Source organism: Vibrio sp. CB1-5, assembly GCF_059412285.1.
Genome location: NZ_JBJHPB010000002.1, coordinates 87,997 through 109,628, shown reverse-complemented (window position 1 = coordinate 109,628; position 21,632 = coordinate 87,997). Strand labels below are relative to the sequence as shown.

At 48.3% G+C, this 21,632-nt stretch carries 17 protein-coding genes; 4 read left to right on the top strand and 13 right to left on the bottom strand.

What is annotated here, in order from left to right; all coding sequences use genetic code 11:
* The first annotated feature begins 140 nt into the window (after positions 1-140).
* Both ACJB0T_RS02040 and ACJB0T_RS02035 read left to right on the top strand, forming a co-directional pair.
* Entirely contained in the window at positions 141-1,406 is a 1,266-nt protein-coding gene (locus ACJB0T_RS02040) for a GntP family permease (protein WP_479291511.1), read from the top strand.
* A 9-nt stretch (positions 1,407-1,415) separates the two neighbouring features.
* A complete protein-coding gene (locus ACJB0T_RS02035) occupies positions 1,416-2,555 on the top strand; it encodes a glycerate kinase (RefSeq protein ID WP_479291513.1) in 1,140 nt (379 codons plus the stop codon).
* Positions 2,556-2,636: 81 nt separating this feature from the next.
* On the opposite strand, the gene ACJB0T_RS02030 is transcribed toward ACJB0T_RS02035, so the two are convergent.
* Positions 2,637-3,776, bottom strand: a complete 1,140-nt coding sequence (locus tag ACJB0T_RS02030; RefSeq protein WP_042473326.1) for an arginase family protein — start codon at positions 3,774-3,776, stop codon at positions 2,637-2,639.
* A 127-nt stretch (positions 3,777-3,903) separates the two neighbouring features.
* On the opposite strand from ACJB0T_RS02030, the gene ACJB0T_RS02025 reads away from it, so the two are divergent.
* Positions 3,904-4,929 carry a helix-turn-helix transcriptional regulator gene (locus tag ACJB0T_RS02025; RefSeq protein WP_479291515.1) on the top strand — a complete coding sequence of 342 codons (1,026 nt, stop codon included), beginning with the start codon at positions 3,904-3,906 and terminating at the stop codon, positions 4,927-4,929.
* A gap of 96 nt (positions 4,930-5,025) precedes the next feature.
* Here the strand turns inward: ACJB0T_RS02025 and ACJB0T_RS02020 are convergent, their stop codons facing one another.
* The 6 genes from ACJB0T_RS02020 to rlmD form a co-directional block, all read right to left on the bottom strand.
* Positions 5,026-6,201 carry an Ldh family oxidoreductase gene (locus ACJB0T_RS02020; RefSeq protein WP_353497133.1) on the bottom strand — a complete coding sequence of 392 codons (1,176 nt, stop codon included), beginning with the start codon at positions 6,199-6,201 and terminating at the stop codon, positions 5,026-5,028.
* A gap of 198 nt (positions 6,202-6,399) precedes the next feature.
* A complete protein-coding gene (gene eno / locus ACJB0T_RS02015) occupies positions 6,400-7,701 on the bottom strand; it encodes a phosphopyruvate hydratase (protein WP_353497134.1) in 1,302 nt (433 codons plus the stop codon).
* Between the two features lie 75 nt (positions 7,702-7,776).
* Entirely contained in the window at positions 7,777-9,417 is a 1,641-nt protein-coding gene (gene pyrG, locus ACJB0T_RS02010) for a CTP synthase (protein WP_353497135.1), read from the bottom strand.
* 162 nt (positions 9,418-9,579) lie between these two features.
* Positions 9,580-10,386 (bottom strand): nucleoside triphosphate pyrophosphohydrolase, encoded by an 807-nt coding sequence (mazG, locus tag ACJB0T_RS02005; RefSeq protein ID WP_479291518.1) that lies wholly within the window; start codon positions 10,384-10,386, stop codon positions 9,580-9,582.
* 76 nt (positions 10,387-10,462) lie between these two features.
* Positions 10,463-12,685 carry a GTP diphosphokinase gene (gene relA, locus ACJB0T_RS02000; RefSeq protein WP_479291520.1) on the bottom strand — a complete coding sequence of 741 codons (2,223 nt, stop codon included), beginning with the start codon at positions 12,683-12,685 and terminating at the stop codon, positions 10,463-10,465.
* A 68-nt stretch (positions 12,686-12,753) separates the two neighbouring features.
* Complete coding sequence (rlmD, locus tag ACJB0T_RS01995) at positions 12,754-14,067, bottom strand: 23S rRNA (uracil(1939)-C(5))-methyltransferase RlmD (RefSeq protein ID WP_479291522.1); 1,314 nt, start codon at positions 14,065-14,067, stop codon at positions 12,754-12,756.
* Between the two features lie 196 nt (positions 14,068-14,263).
* Between rlmD and barA the strand changes: the two genes are divergently transcribed.
* On the top strand, positions 14,264-17,077 hold the full coding sequence (barA, locus tag ACJB0T_RS01990; RefSeq protein ID WP_479291524.1) for a two-component sensor histidine kinase BarA: 2,814 nt from the start codon (positions 14,264-14,266) through the stop codon (positions 17,075-17,077).
* A gap of 42 nt (positions 17,078-17,119) precedes the next feature.
* Here the strand turns inward: barA and acpS are convergent, their stop codons facing one another.
* From acpS to lepB, 6 genes are read right to left on the bottom strand one after another with little or no spacing between them, the layout of a single operon-like run.
* Positions 17,120-17,500: a holo-ACP synthase gene (acpS, locus tag ACJB0T_RS01985; protein ID WP_479291526.1), complete on the bottom strand. Its 381-nt coding sequence runs from the start codon at positions 17,498-17,500 to the stop codon at positions 17,120-17,122.
* A gap of 37 nt (positions 17,501-17,537) precedes the next feature.
* A complete protein-coding gene (gene pdxJ / locus ACJB0T_RS01980; protein ID WP_479291528.1) occupies positions 17,538-18,272 on the bottom strand; it encodes a pyridoxine 5'-phosphate synthase in 735 nt (244 codons plus the stop codon).
* Between the two features lie 17 nt (positions 18,273-18,289).
* Positions 18,290-18,988: a DNA repair protein RecO gene (gene recO, locus ACJB0T_RS01975; RefSeq protein ID WP_042496265.1), complete on the bottom strand. Its 699-nt coding sequence runs from the start codon at positions 18,986-18,988 to the stop codon at positions 18,290-18,292.
* Positions 18,989-19,045: 57 nt separating this feature from the next.
* Positions 19,046-20,050, bottom strand: coding sequence for a GTPase Era (gene era / locus ACJB0T_RS01970; RefSeq protein WP_479291530.1), 1,005 nt, complete (start codon positions 20,048-20,050; stop codon positions 19,046-19,048).
* Positions 20,043-20,720, bottom strand: coding sequence for a ribonuclease III (rnc, locus tag ACJB0T_RS01965; RefSeq protein ID WP_479291532.1), 678 nt, complete (start codon positions 20,718-20,720; stop codon positions 20,043-20,045). The genes era and rnc overlap by 8 nt, the downstream gene beginning before the upstream one ends.
* Before the next feature lie 10 nt (positions 20,721-20,730).
* On the bottom strand, positions 20,731-21,627 hold the full coding sequence (lepB, locus tag ACJB0T_RS01960) for a signal peptidase I (protein WP_479291533.1): 897 nt from the start codon (positions 21,625-21,627) through the stop codon (positions 20,731-20,733).
* Positions 21,628-21,632 lie beyond the last annotated feature (5 nt).

Genomic DNA, 21,632 nt, shown 5'->3' with positions numbered 1-21,632 from the left:
TCCGCACAAATTAACCATAACCATCAGTGATAAATTCGTCAGTTCGCATAAAGAAAACCTCCCCCTAAATGGCTACTCTTCCGCTCAATAAGGGCTTTTAGACCCAACGAAAAAATTATTAAAATTGCGGAAAACAAACCATGATTGAAGTCTCTACCTTAGGCGCACTAGCAGCTCTGATTGTTGCCATTGCCCTTATTCTTAAGAAAGTTCCACCTGCTTACGGCATGATCATCGGCGCCCTTGTCGGTGGTGTTGTCGGCGGCGTTTCTCTCACCGATACTGTTGCGTTAATGATTGGCGGTGCACAAGGCATTGTCACTGCAGTATTACGTATTCTGGCAGCGGGTGTTTTGGCAGGCGTTCTGATCGAATCCGGCGCTGCGACCTCTATTGCTGAGACCATTGTTAAGAAAGTAGGCGAAACTCGCGCGCTTCTCGCTCTGGCGATTGCCACTATGATTTTGACTGCGGTTGGCGTATTCGTTGACGTTGCGGTTATTACCGTTTCACCAATCGCACTGGCGATTGCACGCCGTGCTGACATCTCTAAAACCGCTATCTTGCTAGCGATGGTCGGCGGTGGTAAAGCGGGTAACGTAATGTCGCCAAACCCAAACGCCATTGCGGCGGCCGATGCGTTCAACGTACCGCTGACCTCAGTGATGGCTGCCGGAGTCATCCCTGGCTTGTGCGGTATGATCTTCGCTTATTTCATTGCGAAAAAGCTAGTCAACAAAGGCTCTAAAGTCGCAGAGAGCGAAGTCATTGCAGTTGACCACTCTAAGCTGCCTACATTTGGCGCTGCCATTGTTGCCCCTCTCGTTGCTATCGCACTACTTGCGCTTCGCCCTATTGCTGGCATCAACGTTGACCCGCTTATCGCACTGCCACTAGGTGGCCTAATCGGTGCTGTCGTGATGGGACGCTTTGCCGATACCAACCACTTTGCAGTATCTGGCCTATCGCGCATGGCGCCAGTAGCTGTAATGCTTCTTGGTACAGGTACTCTTGCTGGCATCATCGCTAACTCAGGTCTTAAAGACGGTCTTATTGATGTGCTAACCGCGTCTGGCTTGCCTTCTTACCTTCTCGCGCCAATTTCTGGTGCCATGATGGCATTGGCAACGGCATCGACCACAGCAGGCACTGCGGTTGCATCCAGCGTATTTAGCTCAACCATTCTTGAACTCGGCGTTCCTGCTCTAGCGGGTGCCGCCATGATTCACTCAGGTGCTACTGTATTGGATCACATGCCACACGGTAGTTTCTTTCACGCCACAGGTGGCGCCGTGCATATGGATATTCGCGAGCGTCTTAAACTCATTCCTTACGAGTCTGCGGTTGGTCTAATGATCGCGTTCGTTTCGGTAATGATCTTCGGTGTATTCGGTCTATTTGTTTAAGGTTTAATTATGAAAATTATCATCGCTCCAGATTCATACAAAGAAAGTCTTACGGCCATGGAAGTTGCCGACGCTATTGAGGCAGGATTTAAGAAAATCTTCACCGACGCCGAATACATCAAACTTCCGATGGCAGATGGCGGCGAAGGCACAGTGCAGTCGCTTGTTGATGCCACTGGCGGTTCTATTGTTAGTTGTGACGTAACAGGACCGCTCGGGCAAACCGTTGAGGGCTTCTTCGGTCTGATGGGTGATGGTTCAGCCGCCATCATTGAGATGGCGGCTGCATCCGGTCTTCATTTGGTAGAACCAGAAAAACGCAACCCACTGGTAACCACCACCTTTGGTACCGGTGAATTAGTAAAAGCAGCGCTGGATCGTGGCGTAAAACACATTATCGTCGGCATCGGTGGTAGTGCGACCAATGACGGCGGTATTGGCATGGCGCAAGCTCTAGGTGCAAAACTGCTTGATGCCGACGGCAATGCACTGGGGTTTGGTGGCGGTGAGCTAAGCAAGCTTGCGAGTATCGACCTTGCTGAGCTGGATCCTCGCCTAGCGGACATCAAGCTAGAAGTGGCGTGTGATGTAGATAACCCGCTATGTGGCCCGAAAGGTGCCTCTCATGTGTTTGGCCCGCAAAAAGGGGCAACGCCTGAAATGGTTGAAACGCTAGACAGTAACCTGGCGCGCTACGCAGAAGTGATTAAATCGACCAATGGTCGTGACGTAGTGAATACCGCTGGCGCTGGTGCTGCGGGTGGTCTAGGTGCTGCACTTTTGGGTCTCTTCGATGCCGAGCTTCGTCCAGGGATTCAGATCGTGATGGATGCAGTTAACCTTAGCGAAGTGGTAAAAGATGCCGATCTTGTGATTACTGGTGAAGGTCGAATTGATAGCCAAACTATCCATGGTAAAACACCTATTGGTGTGGCGCGCACCGCTAAGCAATACGATATTCCAGTGATCGCGATAGCGGGTAGCACGGCAAAAGATTGTGAGGTGGTGCATGAGCACGGTATCGATGCTGCATACAGCGTGGTGCTTGGTGCGACCGATCTACCAACGGCTTTGAAAGAAGCTGCATTTAATGTCGAGATGACTTCTCGCAACATTGCTGCTGCGATGGCGATGAACTTCAGCAAATAGTTTCTTGTTGCTAAGTTTCTTGTTGCTAGAAAGCAAAATGCCCGCTCAAGTTGAGCGGGCATTTTTCTATCTGAAACCAGATTAGAACTCGATGTTACGACCGAAGTTCATTGGCCAGTTAGTTGGGTTCTTCTTACCTTCACGGATGTGGCGGCACTCTGCCAACCATGTCAGTAGTTCCCAACCAAATGCAGCTGTTAGTAGCGCATCTTTCTCATCAGAGTTCTTCTGAGGAGCAAATTCAGCAATATCAGCACCAACTAGGTTGATACGCTTAGTCGCACGAAGCTTACGGAAGATGTCGTAGTACATGCGCGCAGTTACACCGAATGGATCTGGGCTTGAGTTTGCACTGTGGTCTAGAAGATCTAGGCCATCTAGGTCAAACGTTAGGTATACTGGACGACCGTCGCCTTGCTTCTCAAGGATCTGCTCAACGATGTAGTCGATACCTAGGTCGTAGATTTCGTCCGCTAGGTAGAAGTTACCACCAATCGCTTTCGCCTTACCTTGCTGTGATGCACACCAGCGACCACGCATACCAAGACTGACACTGGTAGATGGATCCATTGCACCTTCTGATGCGAGACGGCAGTACCAGTTACCTGAGTATGACTCGTAGTCAAAATCTTTGCGAGTCAGTAGGTCAAAGTGACCGTCAATGTGGATTAGCGATACAGGGCCGTGAACTTTAGCCAGTGCCGCAGGACCTGGGTAAGCCACAGTGTGGTCACCACCAAAGAAGAATGGTGTGATACCGTGATTAATAACCATGTCATCAACAACTTCTTGCGCGGCACGCATCTCTTCATCTAGGTTGAATTGACCTAGGCCATCCCAGTTTCCGTAGTCGATGATGTTACACAGTTCGAACGGCATAGTGCCATCTTGGTGAATCATGCCCATACCCGTTTTTGATGCTTCACGGATAGCAGCAGGACCAAACTTGTGACCACCAGCGTTTGGTGAGCACTTATCCATGGTTAGGCCATACATTGCAATGTCAACGCCTTCGAAGCTGTTCACATATGGCGCACCAAATGCACCAACGTGTTGCTTACCTAGCAAACTGAATGCTTCAACGCCTTGCTCAGCCATGCGAGCTTGCATAGGAGCAATGTCTTCGTTGATGTAGAAATCCGCATCTGACTTGTTCCAGTAGATGTCTTGGTATAGGTCTAATTTCTCTTTCGCAATTTCAACACGTTTTGGCTTAAACATGGATAATTCCTCTAGTTATTGGAGTAACCGCTCAGGCGACTTCTCAAGATAGGGTTATTATAGTGGCTAAACTGGGATTTATTAATTACACTTCAGGACAGCAACGTGACATTTCGGGACAACATCTGTGTATTCTTTGAACCACCAGCACTTTTTACAGGCGATTATTGGTCATTGGGAATCGATCGTACGCCAATCTCTAGGCCATGATTTCAACGCTCAGCAGTTTTTACGTAAAGCCGACATCATGCGTATCAATCAAGGGCACTACCACCCAATCCAAGTATCCCAGGTGCACCAACTGATCAATCTAACGGTAAACCAACTGCACATCGATGGACTGGGGCTGCGCATCGCCAAGCGACTCAAGCTGCAAGATATGGGCGCCTGGGGCTATGCGATGATCAACTGTCAAAATATTAAGCAGTTGCTCGATACCGGATTACAATTTTCGTTTGTGACCAAAGATTATGTGGATATTCATATTGGCTACGATAGCGAATGGGCTTACATCACCATTGTTGACCGCTCTGAAGGACGTTCTGCGCAGCACTACAATGTTGAAGAGTCTCTGTGCCACTACTACCTTGGACTCAAAAATTTTCTTGGCGACTTGTTCAAATCTCAATATGTTTTTGTCGATTTTTCCTACGAAGAGCCAAGTTACGCTCCATTGTATCGAGAGATATTTACCGACAACTTGAGTTTTAACGCCAACAACAATCAATTGCGCTTTCCCGTCAATTGGGTGCACCATGACATTACGCTACAACCCGCGATCATTGCTCATATCGCCACCGTGCAAAGCCAGCGACTCGACAATAGCCTCGACTCTCCGCTGAGCTACCAAATTCGCTTTAAACTACTCAGTCAAATGAAGTATGGCTTACCCACCATGGAAATGGTGGCAGACGACCTCAACATGACCTCTCGCACGCTTAGACGCAAACTCGAAGCGGAACACACCACCTTTAAGCAGCTGGTATTGGATACCCGAATGCAGCTTGCCAAAGAGTATTTGGCGAATTCCTCGCTGCCGATTGCTGAAATTGCAGAGCTACTCAACTACCACTCTGCACCACCCTTTTTTCGAGCGTTCAACAAGTTTGAAGGCTGTAGCCCAAAGCAATACAGACAGTCCGCCTCAAAATAACCCTACCAATCTCACTAAGCCAGTAACAGTTGGTTACAAGCAAAAAAAACCCAGTCCAAAGGACTGGGCTTAAAATCATGTGCGTATGATTTTCAATTATTTACGGATAGTTTCCGCAGCGCGCTCAGCGCCAACTTTCGCTTCCCACTTCGCGTTTAGCTCTTCGATTGAAGTGCCAGAACGCTCTAGGAAAGACTTGAAACCGTCCCAGTGAGCGTCCATTACTTGGTGCTCATCAGTTGCGTTTGCTAGTGCTTTTAGGCCCCACTCGTCTGGGATGTAAACATTGTCAAAGCCAGCGCGTGGACGGTTTTCTTTGATTGCTTTAACGAACATGTCGCTCTTACGCTTCACTTCTTCGATTGGGCCGAAGTGGCTTGGGTCGATAACTAGGATGTAAGAACCACCTACTGGACATGGCGCATCTTCCATAGTGAAGAAATCACTTGGTACTGCTGGAAGCTCAGGAGCAATCTTACCTTTCGGGTTGATGATTGCTGTCATTACTTCGTTCCAGATGTTTAGCGAGTAAAGACGTGGCGTTAGGAACGTCCATGGTGCTTTACAGTCAGCAACACGGCCGTAACCTTCAATTAGAGAACCCCATTTACGCGCGTCAGCCGTTAGCTCACCAGTATCTTGGTCAACCAGAGCTGCAACGTGTAGGTCGCGGTCATTTACGATAGCATCACAGATGTGAGAGTCGTAACCTTCACCGATCATGATAGACGTTACTAGAGGTAGCTCTTCACCGCCTACTAGTGCAGCATCGAACGGAGGGCAAGACATTGCTGGATCCATACCGCCGAATGGTGCGTTTAGAGGTACAGAGTTGTTTGAAGACATTGCGAACATGCCTTCTTTCATTGCCATCTGTGTGTAGTTAGAGAAGTTACCGCCGTCACAGTGGTCGTAACCAAATACGATAGAGATACCGTGCTTGCGAGCTTTCTCGATAGCTGTTTGTGCCATTAGAGTACAAACATAGTGACCAGAAGACTTCTTACCGTTGTAAACTGCCCAAGTATCGCCTTCAGACTCGATTTCCGGCGTAGTAGATGGATCTAGGATACCAGCTTCGTAAGGGATCGTAACCGCTTCGATTACACCAAGACCTTGGTGTAGTTTACCTTGCAGGCCACCTACTAGTAGGTTGTGCGCTAGGATATCTGCGTGAGTTTGGTCAGCACCGATGTGCTTCCAAGATTCAGAAACGATGAATGAGAAATACTCGTTGTTAAACGTAGTAGTAGGGCTGGTCACTTTAGCCATGATCTTTTCCTCTAGTAAGTAGGGATACGTTTTATTGAACTGTTATCACTTTAGCGCATCTGAGCTAATTCATAAGTAACATACTGGATACTGTTACTCCACCGTTACCCATTTTAGTTAACCTACTCACAAAAATCAGGTACAAAAAAAGCCGCTCTTTTCAGAGCGGCTTCATTAAATAGTCTTAAAAATCAGCGATTAAGCTTGACCCTTAACTTCTTTAAGACCGTTGTAAGGTGCTTTTTCACCTAGAGCTTCTTCGATACGAATTAGCTGGTTGTACTTAGCAACACGGTCAGAACGGCTCATAGAACCAGTCTTGATTTGACCTGCAGCTGTACCTACCGCTAGGTCAGCGATAGTTGCATCTTCAGTTTCGCCAGAACGGTGAGAGATTACAGCTGTGTAACCTGCGTCTTTAGCCATCTTGATAGCAGCTAGAGTCTCAGTTAGAGAACCGATTTGGTTGAACTTGATAAGGATAGAGTTAGCTACGCCTTTCTCGATACCTTCAGCAAGGATCTTAGTGTTAGTAACGAATAGGTCGTCACCTACTAGTTGAAGCTTGTCACCTAGTAGTTCAGTTTGGTGCTTGAAGCCATCCCAGTCAGACTCGTCTAGACCGTCTTCGATAGAAACGATTGGGAAGTTGTTCGCTAGCTCAGCTAGGTAGTGGTTAAACTCTTCAGAAGAGAAAGTTTTACCTTCGCCTTTCATGTTGTAGATGCCAGCTTCTTTGTCGAAGAACTCAGATGCTGCACAGTCCATAGCTAGAGTCACGTCTTTACCTAGTTCGTAACCAGCAGCTGCAACAGCTTCTGCGATAACTTCTAGAGCTTCAGCGTTAGACTTAAGGTTAGGAGCGAAACCACCTTCGTCGCCAACTGCAGTGCTGTAACCTTTAGACTTAAGAACTTTAGCTAGGTTGTGGAATACTTCAGCACCTACACGTAGACCTTCTTTAAGAGTCTTAGCACCAACTGGTTGGATCATGAACTCTTGGATGTCAACGTTGTTGTCTGCGTGCTCACCACCGTTGATGATGTTCATCATTGGTAGAGGCATAGAGAACTGACCAGCAGTACCGTTTAGTTCAGCGATGTGCTCGAACAAAGGCATGCCTTTAGCCGCTGCAGCCGCTTTAGCGTTTGCTAGAGAAACCGCTAGGATAGCGTTCGCGCCGAACTTAGACTTGTTTTCAGTACCGTCTAGGTCGATCATTACTTGGTCAACGTCAGCTTGAGCTTTCGCGTCTTTACCAACTAGAGCTTCAGCGATTGCACCGTTCACAGCTTCAACAGCTTTAAGAACACCTTTACCTAGGAAACGTGCTTTGTCGCCGTCACGTAGCTCAAGAGCTTCGCGAGAACCAGTAGATGCGCCAGATGGAGCCGCAGCCATACCTACGAAACCGCCTTCTAGGTGTACTTCAGCTTCAACAGTTGGGTTACCACGTGAGTCGATGATTTCACGACCTAGAACTTTAACGATCTTAGACATTAATGTTTCCTCTCATTAAATATAAATGTCAAATTTAGGGCAGCCGCACAACCTTCGCTGCCGCCCGTATCCTTTTTACTTTTCTTCAGTACCGCGCTGGTACTCACCTGCTGCCTTAACAAAGCCAGAGAACAGTGGGTGACCATCGCGTGGTGTTGAAGTGAATTCTGGGTGGAACTGCGCAGCAACAAACCATGGGTGTGCTGGGTTCTCGATCACTTCAACCAGTTTCTTGTCTGCTGATAGACCAGAAACTTTTAGACCTGCTTTTTCAATCTGAGGACGAAGTACGTTGTTCACTTCATAGCGGTGACGGTGACGTTCGTGGATCTTCGCATTGCCGTATAGTTCGTACGCTTTCGTTCCTTTTTCAAGGTGACATAGCTGGGAACCTAGACGCATTGTACCGCCAAGATCAGAGGTTTCAGTACGTTCTTCAACTTTACCTTCACCATCAACCCACTCTGTGATCAAGCCTACCACAGGGTATTTCGTCTCTTTGTTAAATTCTGTTGAATGTGCGCCTTCCATACCCGCTACGTTACGAGCGTATTCAATAAGCGCAACTTGCATCCCTAGACAGATACCTAGATAAGGTACTTTGTTCTCACGAGCGTATTTCGCAGCAAGGATCTTACCTTCAATACCGCGGTCACCGAAGCCACCTGGAACAAGAATAGCGTCTAGACCTGCTAGTGCTTCTTCGCCTTTGCTCTCAACATCTTGTGAGTCAACGTACTTGATCTTCACGTTCAGACGGTTCTTAAGACCCGCGTGCTTAAGCGCTTCATTTACCGATTTGTACGCATCTGGAAGCTCAATGTACTTACCAACCATACCAATAACAACGTCTGCTGTTGGGTTCGCTTCTTCGTAGATAACCTGTTCCCACTCAGATAGGTCTGCTTCTGGAGCGGTGATACCAAAGCGAGTACAAACAAGATCGTCAAGACCTTGTGCTTTAATCAACTGAGGGATCTTGTAGATAGAATCTACGTCCTTCATTGAGATTACCGCTTTCTCTTGTACGTTACAGAACAGAGCAATCTTCTTACGCTCGTTTGCAGGGATCGCACGATCACTACGACAAACAAGAATATCTGGTTGGATACCGATAGATAGAAGCTCTTTCACCGAGTGTTGCGTTGGCTTAGTTTTCACTTCGCCTGCAGCCGCTAGGTAAGGAACTAGAGTCAGGTGCATGAACATTGCACGCTCACGACCAAGCTCAACCGCTAGCTGACGGATTGCTTCCATAAATGGTAGAGATTCGATATCACCAACTGTGCCACCAACTTCAACGATCGCAACGTCGTGGCCTTCAGAGCCAGCAATGACACGATCTTTAATAGCGTTTGTGATGTGTGGGATAACCTGAATAGTCGCACCTAGGTAGTCACCACGACGCTCTTTACGTAGAACGTCAGCGTAAACACGACCAGCAGTAAAGTTGTTGCGTTTTGTCATCTTGGTACGGATGAAACGCTCGTAGTGACCAAGGTCCAGGTCAGTTTCAGCGCCATCTTCCGTGACAAACACTTCACCGTGCTGAGTTGGGCTCATTGTGCCCGGATCAACGTTGATGTAAGGGTCAAGCTTCATCATGGTCACTTTAAGACCACGTGCTTCTAAAATTGCTGCAAGAGATGCTGCTGCAATACCTTTACCTAGAGAGGATACTACCCCGCCAGTAACAAAAATATAATTTGTCGTCATGTTTAACCTGAAGTTGGTTGAATGAGGGAAAATGGATTTCTTCTGGACGGGATGCAAATATACCAGAAGCCCATTACCGCCACAACGTGAAACTTATCACATTCAAAATTTTTATTTTTTGCTTCAAATCAATAGTAGAAACGTACACCAGTGAGAAGCCGTTCACAAATCCGAGCAGTTTTCTTGTTTTTTTACATCATTCCAAAACGCATCCAGCTCTTGAAGACTAAAGTCTGTCAGTAACTTACCTTCACCCGCAGCACGCGTTTCTACACCCTTAAATCGGCGAGAAAATTTGTCGTTGGCTTTTCTTAGCGCCACTTCAGGATCTTTCTTCAAATGGCGCGCAAGATTCACTGCTGCAAACAAAAGATCGCCCACTTCTTCTTCCAGTTTATCTTCGTTTACATCGACTTGAATCGCTTCTTCAACGACTTCTTCAATCTCCTCTTGAACCTTCTCGACCACCGGCCCAAGTGCATCCCAATCGAAGCCAAATTTTGCGCAACGTTTCTGTATTTTGTTGGCTTTAGAAAGCGCAGGAAGCGACTGTGGTATTGAGTCTAGAATACTTTGCGCGGTTTTGCCTAGTTGCGCTTTTTCCTTCTGTTTCTCAACCTCCCAGTTGGCATTGATCGCCGCTTCATCTTCAAACTCAACGTCAGAAAAAACGTGCGGGTGGCGGCGTGTGAGCTTCTCGTTAAGCCCTTCTACTACCTCATTAAAATCAAACAGCCCCTGCTCTTTGGCCATTTGACTATAGAAGATGACTTGAAACAGTAAGTCGCCCAGCTCTTCTTTTAGGTTCGGCCAGTCTTTATTGTGGATAGCATCCACCACCTCAAAGGTTTCTTCGATGGTGTGAGGCACTATGGTTTCGAAGGTTTGTTTTCTGTCCCATGGGCAGCCTTTTTCTTCGTCGCGAAGCTGCGCCATGATGGCAAGGAGTTGGTCTATGGGTTGAGTCATGTTGGGTTCCTGGTTACGAAAAGGGCGAGTGTGGTAGCACTCGCCCTTGTAAATTATCTTCACATCCTTTGGATGTTTAGCCTAAGCGCTTCACATTCATCACATCTTTAATCTGCTCAATACGCTTAGTCACGCGTGACAACACCTCAATATTGTTCACTTCCAGATCAAAGTCCATGATAGACAATTGACGCTTGTAATCACTGCGACTCTTCATGGTGGTCACCTTGATTTTTTCGTTGGTCAGCAAAGCCGTGATGTCTTTTAACAGACCACCGCGCTCCATCGCCTCGACGCGAATCGTCAAGATATATGAACCGACAAACCCACTGCCCCACACCGTATCAATGATACGCTCTGGCGCGTGGTGACTGAGCTCTTCTAGCTGCTCACAGTCGGCGCGGTGTACTGAGATGCCTCGCCCTTGGGTAATGTAACCTTTGATCTGATCTCCTGGGATCGGCTGACAACAGCGCGCTAGGTGAGTCATCAAATTATCGACACCTTCCACGACTACCGCATCTTTATGCGGACGACTTTGCGCTGGCGCTTTATTCTCTGACTCTTGCAGTTTCTCGAGCGCTTGCTGATCTTCTTCTTCCGCGGTTGGCTTGTTTACCAAGGCGTTGATGTGGTTAATGATCTGGTTGATACGGAGATCGCCACTGCCGATACCGACATATAGCTCGTCCGCAGAGTTTACGTTGAAACGTTTCAGTGCGTACTGCTCAGCATCTTTAAGCGTAGCGCCGATTTTCACCAGTTCCGCCTCAAGGATCTCACGACCCGCTTCTAAATTCTTCTCGCGGCTTTGCTTTCTAAACCACGCATTGATCTTCGCGCGAGCTCGACCAGAATGCACAAAGCCCGTTGACGGATTGAGCCAGTCACGAGATGGGTTTGGCTCTTTCGCCGTGATGATTTCAACCTGATCACCCATTGCGAGCTTGTGAGTGAAAGGAACAATGCGTCCAGCTACTTTAGCGCCAATACAACGGTGTCCCACTTCAGAGTGAATGTGATAAGCAAAATCAAGCGGCGTCGCGCCCATAGGAAGGTCGACTACATCGCCTCGCGGAGTAAACGCATAGACGCGATCATCAAATACCTGACTGCGAAGCTCATCGAGCATCTCGCCAGAGTCTGACATCTCTTCTTGCCAATCGAGTAGTTTACGCAGCCAAGTGATCTTCTCATCGTAACCACTACGACCACCACTTCCCCCTTCCTTATACTTCCAGTGCGCCGCAACACCCAACTCGGAGTCTTCGTGCATTTGTTTAGTACGGATCTGGATTTCAATAGTTTTGCCTTCTGGTCCCAAGATCACGGTATGGATCGATTGGTAACCATTCGGTTTTGGGTTAGCGACGTAATCGTCAAACTCGCTAGGCAAGTGCTTATACTTGGTGTGCACGATACCCAGAGCCGCGTAACAGTCTTGCAAACGTTCGGCAATAATTCGCACTGCACGTACGTCAAACAGCTCATCAAAATCCAGACTTTTCTTCTGCATCTTGCGCCAGATACTGTAGATATGCTTTGGACGACCACTCACTTCAGCCAAGATGCTAGAGACTTGCATCTCACTCGTTAGATCATCAACAAAGTCTTTGATGTATTGCTCACGGACGATACGACGCTCGGAGAGCTGCTTAGCAATTTGTTTGTAGGTATCTGGCTGCTGGTAGCGAAAGGCGTAGTCTTCGATTTCCCACTTGAGCTGACCGATACCAAGACGGTTGGCAAGTGGCGCGTAGATGTTGGCACACTCTTTTGCAGCCGCACGACGCACATCATCTGGCTCATCTTTGACTTCACGTAGGTTGCAAATACGCTCTGCGAGCTTAATAACCACGCAGCGGAAGTCGTCTACCATCGCAAGTAGCATACGGCGCACGTTATCGACTTGTCCCGACGCTTCAGAGTCTTCAAGGGTGACATTAAGCTGACCGATGGCGGCCATTTCTTCTACGCCATCGATCAGTTTGATGATTTCTTTGCCGTAGTTTTCCTCTAGTAGCTCACGATCGTAAAGACCACTAGAAACTACTGGATACAACTGCGCCGCTACTAGCGTCGCTTTATCCATAGACAGGGTAATGAGGATTTCATTCATCTCTCTCCCGCGCCACAACAGCAAGGCCCCTTGCTCACTATCGGCAACAATTTCCTCGCACTGACGATATACGTCTTTCAATCGCTTCGAGGTGTTTTTATCTTGCTTAAGTGATGCAATCCAATTATCCAAATTGAATTGCTCTTCTGGGTTCAAATGCGCGCTTCTTACCGCAACCATTTCTTTTTCTTCCTAGTTTATTGGTTCACTAACCTATCCCAGTTAGCGTTATTACTATGACATCTGCGCTATTTTTCAAACAACGCCATCGACTCAAGATGACTGGTATGAGGGAACATATCCATCATACCCAAACGAGTCATTGTGTAGCCCTGTGCAATTAGGCTCTGACTGTCTCTCGCAAGGGTAGCAGGATTGCAAGAAACATAAAGGACACGTGTCGCACCTAGTGCGGAAACTTGGTCGATCACGCCGCTCGCCCCCGCTCTCGCTGGGTCTAACAAAATCTTATCAAACTGCTGTGATGCCCAAGGCTGCTGCGACAGCTCTTGTTCCAAATTCGCCTGATAGAATTCGACATTCGAAAGGCCATTTAGTTTCGCGTTGTCCGCCGCCCAATCGACCATGTCTTGCACCCCTTCAACACCAACCACATGCGCGCTTTGCTTCGCAAGCGGCAAGGTAAAGTTGCCAAGGCCACAGAAGAGGTCTAGTACACGATCAGTTGCCTCTGGTGCCAGCCATTCAAGCGCTTGAGCCACCATACGCGCATTGATCGCTTGGTTAACTTGAATAAAGTGCGATGGCAAAAATGGCAGCTTTACGCCTACTTCGCCATAAAACGGCTGCTCGCCAACGACTCTATCGAGCTGATTCGCTTCTGGCATAAAGTAGAGCGTCACGCCGGTTTGCTCAGCAAACTCTATTAAACGCGTTTGGTCTTTATCACTTAAAGGCTTGGTATGGCGAATGACCGCCACTGGCTCAGCGTCACCAAGCACAAGTTCAAGGTGTCCCAACATCGCTGGCTGCTTGAAGTCAGCAAAAATGCGACGTAGCGGAGGGATCAAAGCATTGAGTTTGTCATCCAGCACAGGGCAATGGTCGACATCGACAATCTGATTGCTCTGCTTACGGCGAAAGCCCATCACTAGACCGCGCTGCTTATCGAGTTGGATACTGAGCCTTGCTCGGCGACGATAGCCCAGCCCTTCGCTAGTAATCGACGGCGACAAATCCAGAGTTTGGCCAGCAAACTTAGTCATCAGCTGCGACAACACGCGCTCTTTGTTGGCGATTTGTGCTTCGCGCTCAAGGTGTTGTTGGTTACAACCGCCACACTCGTTGTAATGCGGGCAAAATGGCTCAACGCGCTGTTCTGCGGGCTCAAGGATTTTGATGAGATTAGCTTTAGCAAACTTGGCTTTGCTCTCGGTCAGTTGCACCAACACCTTTTCATCCGCCAGCGCGCCCTCAACAAACACCGGTTTTTTGTTGAGATAGCCGATACCGGCACCGTGGTGATCCATGCGTTCAATCTGCACTTCTTGGTGCTTTTTGGAGAAAGAGGTTTTCTTTGTTGGTTTAAAAAAACGTGCCATGACCAATTCCAAGGCAAAGCATTAATGCTTTGCGCCTATAAAATATTGTTAGAGTTTCACTATTCTGAGTCTGAATGATTGTCGAACAGCGCTGCTTTGATTAAGCTTACGTCATCTTGAGGATGCAATACTGGGTATTGTCCCATATCCCCCCATCAGATGACACTCTGTTGGTAAATAATGATGTCGAATTAACATGACCAGATACGGCCTGCGCGCTCGCGTAATCACATTAACCTTGGCACCGACCCTGATCATCGGTCTTCTTCTTAGTGCCTTTTTCTCATATAACCGTTATCACGACCTTGAATCACAGGTACTGAATGCTGGTTCAAGTATTATAGAACCGCTAGCGATTGCCAGTGAGCAAGGGCTTGTGAATCAAAACCGAGAGTCGGTCAGGCGCCTTATTAGTTACGCGCACCGCAAAAACTCCAAGTTTGTTCGCAGTATCGCCGTCTTCGATGCTTCCCATGAGCTGTTTGTTACCTCCAACTTTCATCCAAATTTCGACACGCTAACGTTTCCTAAAGACAAACCTATCCCGTTCCTTAGCTCGTCTGAATTTAGCGACAATACCTTAATTCTAAGAGCGCCAGTCATTGCTGAGAGCCAACTCGCGACGGATACTCGAGAGATAAACTCGACCAGCCAAATGCTTGGCTATGTCGCGATTGAACTCGACTTGTCTTCGCTGCGATTGCAGCAATACCAGGAAGTCTTCTCGGCTATCTTGGTCTTAGTGCTCGGGCTTATTCTGTCCGGCATCTTTGCCTACCGTTTGATGTATGACGTGACTCGCCCTATCTCACACATGAAAAACATGGTGGATCGTATCCGCCGTGGTCATCTGGATGTGCGAATTGAAGGCAAAATGCACGGTGAGCTCGACTCACTAAAAAACGGTATCAACGCCATGGCGGTATCACTGTCTGAATACCACGTGGAGATGCAGCACAGTATCGACCAAGCCACTTCCGACCTTCGTGAGACACTTGAGCAGCTAGAAATCCAGAACGTCGAGCTCGACATCGCTAAAAAGCGCGCTCAAGAAGCCGCTCGCGTGAAGTCCGAATTCTTAGCGAACATGTCTCACGAGCTACGTACCCCGCTTAACGGTGTCATTGGCTTTACCCGTCAGATGCTGAAAACCCAACTCACCAACAGTCAGACCGATTACCTACAAACTATCGAAAAGTCGGCCAACAACCTGCTTAACATCATCAACGATATCCTCGACTTCTCTAAGCTTGAGGCAGGCAAACTGGCGCTGGAAAACATCCCGTTTGAGTTCCAAGACAGCTTAGATGAAGTGGTTGCCCTGCAAGCCACCAGTGCCCATGAGAAAGGCCTAGAGCTGACGCTGAAAGTGGATCCTAAGATCCCAAGCGGCTTAGTCGGTGACCCGCTGCGTATTCAACAGATCCTCACCAACCTAGTCGGCAACTCGATTAAGTTTACCGAGCGCGGCAATATCGACATTTCGGTGGAGCTAAAGAGCAGCAAAGAAGATCGTGTCGAGCTACAATTTATGGTTCGCGATACCGGTATCGGTATTTCCGAGCGCCAACAAGCGCAGCTGTTCCAGGCGTTTAGTCAAGCGGATGCGAGTATCTCGAGACGTTATGGCGGTACTGGCCTTGGCTTGGTTATCACCCAGAAATTGGTTGGCCAAATGGGCGGTGATATCAGTCTCACCAGTCGCCTGCACCAAGGTTCGACATTCTGGTTTACCGTGAAACTGAGCTCGACCGACATTCCAATGCTCGACCCTATCGATCCAGCCGTTATCAACAACAAACGACTGCTGCTGGTTGAACCGAACATGCAAGCGGCCTCGGTACTGCAACAAACCCTCACCAACGAAGGCGTGATGGTAACCTACCGCTCTACATTGCCTGAACGTGTGGAGTCCTTCGACTACATTATTGTTTGCTTACCGACCAATGAAGAAGTGCCGCTCGCCGTCATCGAAGATTGGATCGCACGATGCAAACAATCGACGTCAAACATCATCATAGGTACGGCTAGTACCCAATTGGCGCTGTCAGATTACCTGATGCAAACGCACCAAGTGCAATGTTTGACCAAACCGCTGTCACGTAAAAAGCTGCTGCAATCTTTGGTCGATAAACAGCCTGCTCAGCTAGCGCCTGCGGTCGAGGTGATTTCAACAGAAAAACGCAACCTCAACGTCATGGCGGTGGACGATAACCCAGCCAACCTTAAGCTCATCACTGCGCTGCTCTCTGAGCGGGTTGAAACCGTGGTGTCTTGTACCAGCGGTCAGGCTGCGGTGCAAAAAGCGCAAGAGCAGCATTTTGATATGGTGTTCATGGATATTCAGATGCCGCAAATGGATGGTGTGACGGCTTGCAAGCTCATCAAAGAGACTCAGCAAAACGCTGCCACACCTGTGGTTGCGGTCACCGCTCACGCAATGAGTGGTGAACGAGATCGCCTACTTTCAGAAGGCATGGATGATTACCTCACAAAACCCATCGATGAAACCATGCTACTTCAGGTACTCAACAAATGGGTGCCAGTGCGCCCTACAGAGCCAGAAGCGTGCTTAGACTTCGTCGCCCCCACCGATGTCAGCACGGCGGCAGAAGCGCCACCGATCGTGGTAGAAAAGCCAACCTCGCAGGTCATTGACTGGAATGCAGCGCTTAAACAAGCGGCTAATAAAGAAGATCTCGCCATCGACATGCTGCAAATGTTGGTCGATTTTATCCCTGAAGTGGCAGAGCTTGCCGACGACATACTCGACAATGGCTTTGACGACGTGGAGCAAGTGATCCATCTCATCCATAAGCTGCATGGCAGCTGCTCATACTGCGGCGTACCACGACTAAAATCCATCTGTGCGACGATAGAGAAAGCCCTTCGTGCCGGTGACAGTCTGGAAGACATTGAGCCTGAGCTGTTTGAACTGCAGGACGAAATGGAGAAGGTATTGGAGAGTTCTGAGCTGTATTTGAAAGGAAAGGAAGGCGAAGGGGCCTAGGGCCTAGGTCCTTGGTCCTTGGTCCTTGGTCCTTGGGGTAATTTAGCTTTCTAGGATGACGGTTGCTACTGCGTAGTGTCGCTCATCAGAAATAGAGAGGTGGTTAGAAACCACCCCCATAGAAGCCGCAATTTGTGCGGCTTTTTTATTGAGCGTTAGGATAGGCTTACCGTGTTCATCGTTGGACACTTCAAAGTCGTGAAATGTCACGCCGTGGGCAATACCGGTACCGAGCGCTTTAGAGGCGGCTTCTTTTACCGCAAAGCGCTTTGCGAGAAAGCGCCCTTGCTGTTTTAGGCTCTGGAACTGAACCAGCTCATTGTCAGTCAAGATACGTTTAGCAAACGCCTCACCCGTTCGTGATAACGCCTTTTCTACACGTTCGATTTCCGCAATGTCTGTCCCAAGTCCTAAGATTGCCACTAAGTCTCGCCTCTACTCGTTATTTACCGTGCTCGGATTAACCGCGGCGCGCCGCTTCCATGACAGCTTTCATGTCAGCAACCGCTTTATGCAGACCATCAAACACGGAACGACCAATAATAGAATGGCCAATGTTCAGCTCATAGATCTCTGGCAATGCCGCGATAGGACCAACGTTGTGGTAAGTCAGACCGTGGCCCGCGTTAACCGTGATACCGATGTCGGCCGCGTAGCTTGCGCCAGCCGCGATTTTCTTCAGTTCGTCTTGTTGATCTTCTTCGGTTTCTGCATCCGCATAGTGACCGGTGTGAAGCTCGATGAATGGCGCGCCTGCCGCTTTAGACGCGTCGATCTGCTCGCGATCAGCATCGATAAACAGTGACACTTTAATGCCTGCTGCCGTTAGCTTCTCTGTCGCGGCTTTAATCTTCTCAAACTGACCTTTGACGTCCAGACCACCTTCAGTCGTCAGCTCTTCACGCTTCTCTGGTACTAGGCACACGAATTCAGGCTTAGTTTTTAAGGCGATGTCGATCATCTCATCGGTAACTGCCATTTCTAGGTTCATACGCGTTTGTAGCGTTTCACGCAGGATACGCACGTCGCGATCTAGGATGTGACGACGGTCTTCACGAAGGTGAATCGTGATGCCATCTGCGCCTGCACGCTCAGCAATCTCTGCCGCGTGTACTGGATCTGGATACTTAGTACCGCGAGCATTACGTAGGGTCGCGATATGGTCAATATTGATACCTAAAAGGATAGAACTCATCGATGATTACTCCATGATCAGGACTGCTTCATTCGAAACAGCTCCCTGCTTTTTAATGGTTTTCCGCCAAGATACGGCTTTAATGCTATGCGTGTAAAGCGTTTTGCCGCTTGTAACTGTGTTTTACTCAGGAAACGTCGCTCACTGATGGCGATGAGCTCTTCACCCAAAAAGGTGAGATTGTCTCTACGCACACTCGCGATGAATCCCTTCTGCTCCCGATAACGATAAGTCATTGTCGGATCTATAGGTTCGCCGGTACCAGCACAGTGCAAGAAGTCTACACCGTATCCCATTGCAGAAAGTAGAGCGAGTTCAAAACGCCGCAAAGCAGGTTCAGGATTGGTATTGTGGGCGAGCTCTGTTAAAGCTTGAAGATAGTCGTGAAATAATTCGGGAAACGGGATTTCACTTGCCAACACGCGAGCAATCAGCTCATTCACGTACATGGCGGAATAGAGGTTCACACCGGTTAACGGCAGACCAAGACTGATGGCTTCCGCTTGCCTCAATGTTTTCATTGAGCCATTACCGGACCACTTCAACAATAATGGGGTGAAAGGCTGTAGAGCGCCTTTGAGATTCGAGCGCTTACTTCGAGCGCCTTTGGAAAGCAGCGTGACACGACCATATTCCTCACTGAAAACATCGAGTATTAAGCTCGATTCACTGTAAGGTCTTCGATGCAAAACAAAGCAGCGTTGCAATCCATCCATAGGTCATATTCTGTCTAAAAGGGATCAGAGCAGCTAGCGCTACTCTGATCTACGGTATTATTTGTTTTCGATATCGTCGATGTAGCCTAGAGAGCGCAGTGCACGCTCATCGTCAGCCCAACCTGATTTCACTTTTACCCAGGTCTCTAGATACACTTTACGGTCGAATAGTTCTTCCATATCAAGACGAGCTTCACGGCCGATGGTTTTGATCTTCTCACCACCTTTACCAATCACCATCTTCTTCTGGCCACTACGCTCTACAAGTATCAGCGCGTTGATGTGGAAACCATCCGTATCTGGGTTGTAATCGAAGCGTTCAATCTCAACCGTTACCGAGTAAGGTAGTTCGTCACCGGTGAATCGCATTAGCTTTTCACGCAGGATTTCAGACGCCATGAAACGTTGAGAACGGTCAGTCACATACTCTTCTGGGAAGTGATGAATCGCTTCAGGCAGGTGGTTACGAACATGCTGACGAATCACGTCGATGTTTTTGCCGTGCTTCGCCGAAATTGGCACTACATCAACAAATTCCATCTTCTTAGTCATCTCTTGCATGTGCAGCATCACGTCATTGCGATCTTTCACGTTATCTACTTTGTTGATACACAAGATAACCGGAAAGTCCGATTTACGAAGCTTGTTCAGTACCATTTCATCGTCGTCGGTCCACTGCGTGCCATCAACAAGGAATAGCACCAAGTTCACATCACTTAGAGAGCTGTTTGCCGCGCGGTTCATTAGACGGTTAATCGCACGCTTCTCTTCGATGTGCAGACCCGGAGTGTCGACATAGATCGCTTGGTAGTCACCTTCAGTGTCTACACCCATGATACGGTGGCGTGTGGTCTGTGGTTTACGTGAGGTGATCGAGATCTTTTGTCCTAGAATGCGGTTAAGCAGCGTCGATTTACCGACGTTAGGACGACCCACGATAGCCACAAAGCCACAGTGTTGCTCACCGGTGCTTTCTTGAGTTGCCGCGCTTGCCGAGTCGCTCGTTGAAGCGAAGTACGCATCGAGATCGAACTCTTGATCAGAATTTGGTTTATCAGACATTGGTCAGTTTCTCTAGAGCCAGTTCCGCAGCCGCTTGTTCTGCCTTGCGGCGGCTGGTGCCTTTGCCGATAACAGGCTTATCCACACCTGCTACTTCACAGGAAACGGTAAACTCTTGGTTATGCGCTTCCCCTTTAATATTAGTCACTGTGTAGACAGGGAGTGGTTTTCTTCGACCTTGGAGAAACTCTTGCAGGCGAGTTTTTGGATCTTTCTGTGACACGCCAGGCTTGATCGCATCAAGACGCGATTGATACCAGCTCAGCACGATGCCGCGAACTGTCTCGACATCGCTATCAAGATAAATCGCGCCAATGATCGCTTCAACAGCGTCAGCCAAGATTGAATCACGACGGAATCCGCCACTTTTCAGCTCGCCTGGACCTAATTTTAAGTAATCTCCCAAGACGAATTCACGCCCTAGCTCAGCCAGAGTGTTACCTCTAACCAAGGTGGCACGCATTCGACTCATGTCCCCTTCGTTTACCTTAGGAAAACGATGGTAAAGATCGTCAGCAATGACAAAACTTAAAATTGAATCGCCCAGAAATTCTAGTCGTTCGTTATGGTTGCCGTGGGCGCTGCGGTGAGTCAGCGCCAGCGTCAGCAGCTCGCTATCATTGAACTGATAGCCGAGCTTTTTTTCTAAAAGTTTAATAGGAGAATTCATGCTCTCTCGTTCAGTCTATTCCACCGATGCGATTAAATCTGACACCGGTTGGGATCCATGTAGGCAGAATACTGTCTGCACCACGTTCAAATTCGAAGCTAATCCAAATGCCAACTGCTTTACCCACTAGGTTGCCTTCTGGCACAAAACCCCAGTAACGGCTATCGGCACTGTTGTCACGGTTATCACCCATCACAAAGTACTGACCTTCTGGCACAACCCATTCGTTCACGCCATTGCGTGGCTGATATTGATCAACACGGTCGCGACGCAATGGGTTCACCAAGACTTGGTGGCCTACTTCACCCAGCTTTTCATCCATTTGGATAAGCGAGATGCCATTTTGGATAAATGGGCTGTCTTGGACATTAGACAGCTTAACCGGCTTACAGCTTGACTCGCCTGGACGCTGAATACAGATATCCTTACGAGCGCTGTAACGAACAGTATCACCCGGCAGACCAACGACACGCTTAATGTAGTCAATGTTTGGCTGCGGTGGGTACTTAAATACGACAACATCGCCTCGTTCAGGTTTGCCAGTTTCAACCAACTGAGTGCGCCATACTGGATCTTTTAGTCCGTACGCATACTTCTCAACCAAGATGAAATCACCAACCAGTAGCGTTGGCATCATTGAGCCTGATGGGATTTGGAACGGTTCGTAGATGAACGAACGCAACACCAAAACAAAGGCAATCACAGGGAAAATTGAAACACTATTCTCAACAAACCAAGAAGGTGCAACCGCTTTGTTTGCTGTTTCTTCATCAATTTGATTTGCTTGCGCTTGGATATCCGCCAGCTTCTGCTGACGCTGCTTTCTCAATACGAGCTTATCCAAAACCCAAACAACACCAGTCACTAACGTCACGATGACGAGGATCAATGAGAAGGTATTAGCCATTCAAT

Bases quoted from the DNA above. Each gene is read 5' to 3' on its own strand.
- ACJB0T_RS02040 (WP_479291511.1), top strand. From the start codon at position 141: ATGATTGAAGTCTCTACCTTAGGCGCACTAGCAGCTCTGATTGTTGCC.
- ACJB0T_RS02035 (WP_479291513.1), top strand. From the start codon at position 1,416: ATGAAAATTATCATCGCTCCAGATTCATACAAAGAAAGTCTTACGGCC.
- ACJB0T_RS02030 (WP_042473326.1), bottom strand. From the start codon at position 3,776: ATGTTTAAGCCAAAACGTGTTGAAATTGCGAAAGAGAAATTAGACCTA.
- ACJB0T_RS02020 (WP_353497133.1), bottom strand. From the start codon at position 6,201: ATGGCTAAAGTGACCAGCCCTACTACTACGTTTAACAACGAGTATTTC.
- eno (WP_353497134.1), bottom strand. From the start codon at position 7,701: ATGTCTAAGATCGTTAAAGTTCTAGGTCGTGAAATCATCGACTCACGT.
- pyrG (WP_353497135.1), bottom strand. From the start codon at position 9,417: ATGACGACAAATTATATTTTTGTTACTGGCGGGGTAGTATCCTCTCTA.
- mazG (WP_479291518.1), bottom strand. From the start codon at position 10,386: ATGACTCAACCCATAGACCAACTCCTTGCCATCATGGCGCAGCTTCGC.
- relA (WP_479291520.1), bottom strand. From the start codon at position 12,685: ATGGTTGCGGTAAGAAGCGCGCATTTGAACCCAGAAGAGCAATTCAAT.
- rlmD (WP_479291522.1), bottom strand. From the start codon at position 14,067: ATGGCACGTTTTTTTAAACCAACAAAGAAAACCTCTTTCTCCAAAAAG.
- barA (WP_479291524.1), top strand. From the start codon at position 14,264: ATGACCAGATACGGCCTGCGCGCTCGCGTAATCACATTAACCTTGGCA.
- pdxJ (WP_479291528.1), bottom strand. From the start codon at position 18,272: ATGAGTTCTATCCTTTTAGGTATCAATATTGACCATATCGCGACCCTA.
- recO (WP_042496265.1), bottom strand. From the start codon at position 18,988: ATGGATGGATTGCAACGCTGCTTTGTTTTGCATCGAAGACCTTACAGT.
- era (WP_479291530.1), bottom strand. From the start codon at position 20,050: ATGTCTGATAAACCAAATTCTGATCAAGAGTTCGATCTCGATGCGTAC.
- rnc (WP_479291532.1), bottom strand. From the start codon at position 20,720: ATGAATTCTCCTATTAAACTTTTAGAAAAAAAGCTCGGCTATCAGTTC.
- lepB (WP_479291533.1), bottom strand. From the start codon at position 21,627: ATGGCTAATACCTTCTCATTGATCCTCGTCATCGTGACGTTAGTGACT.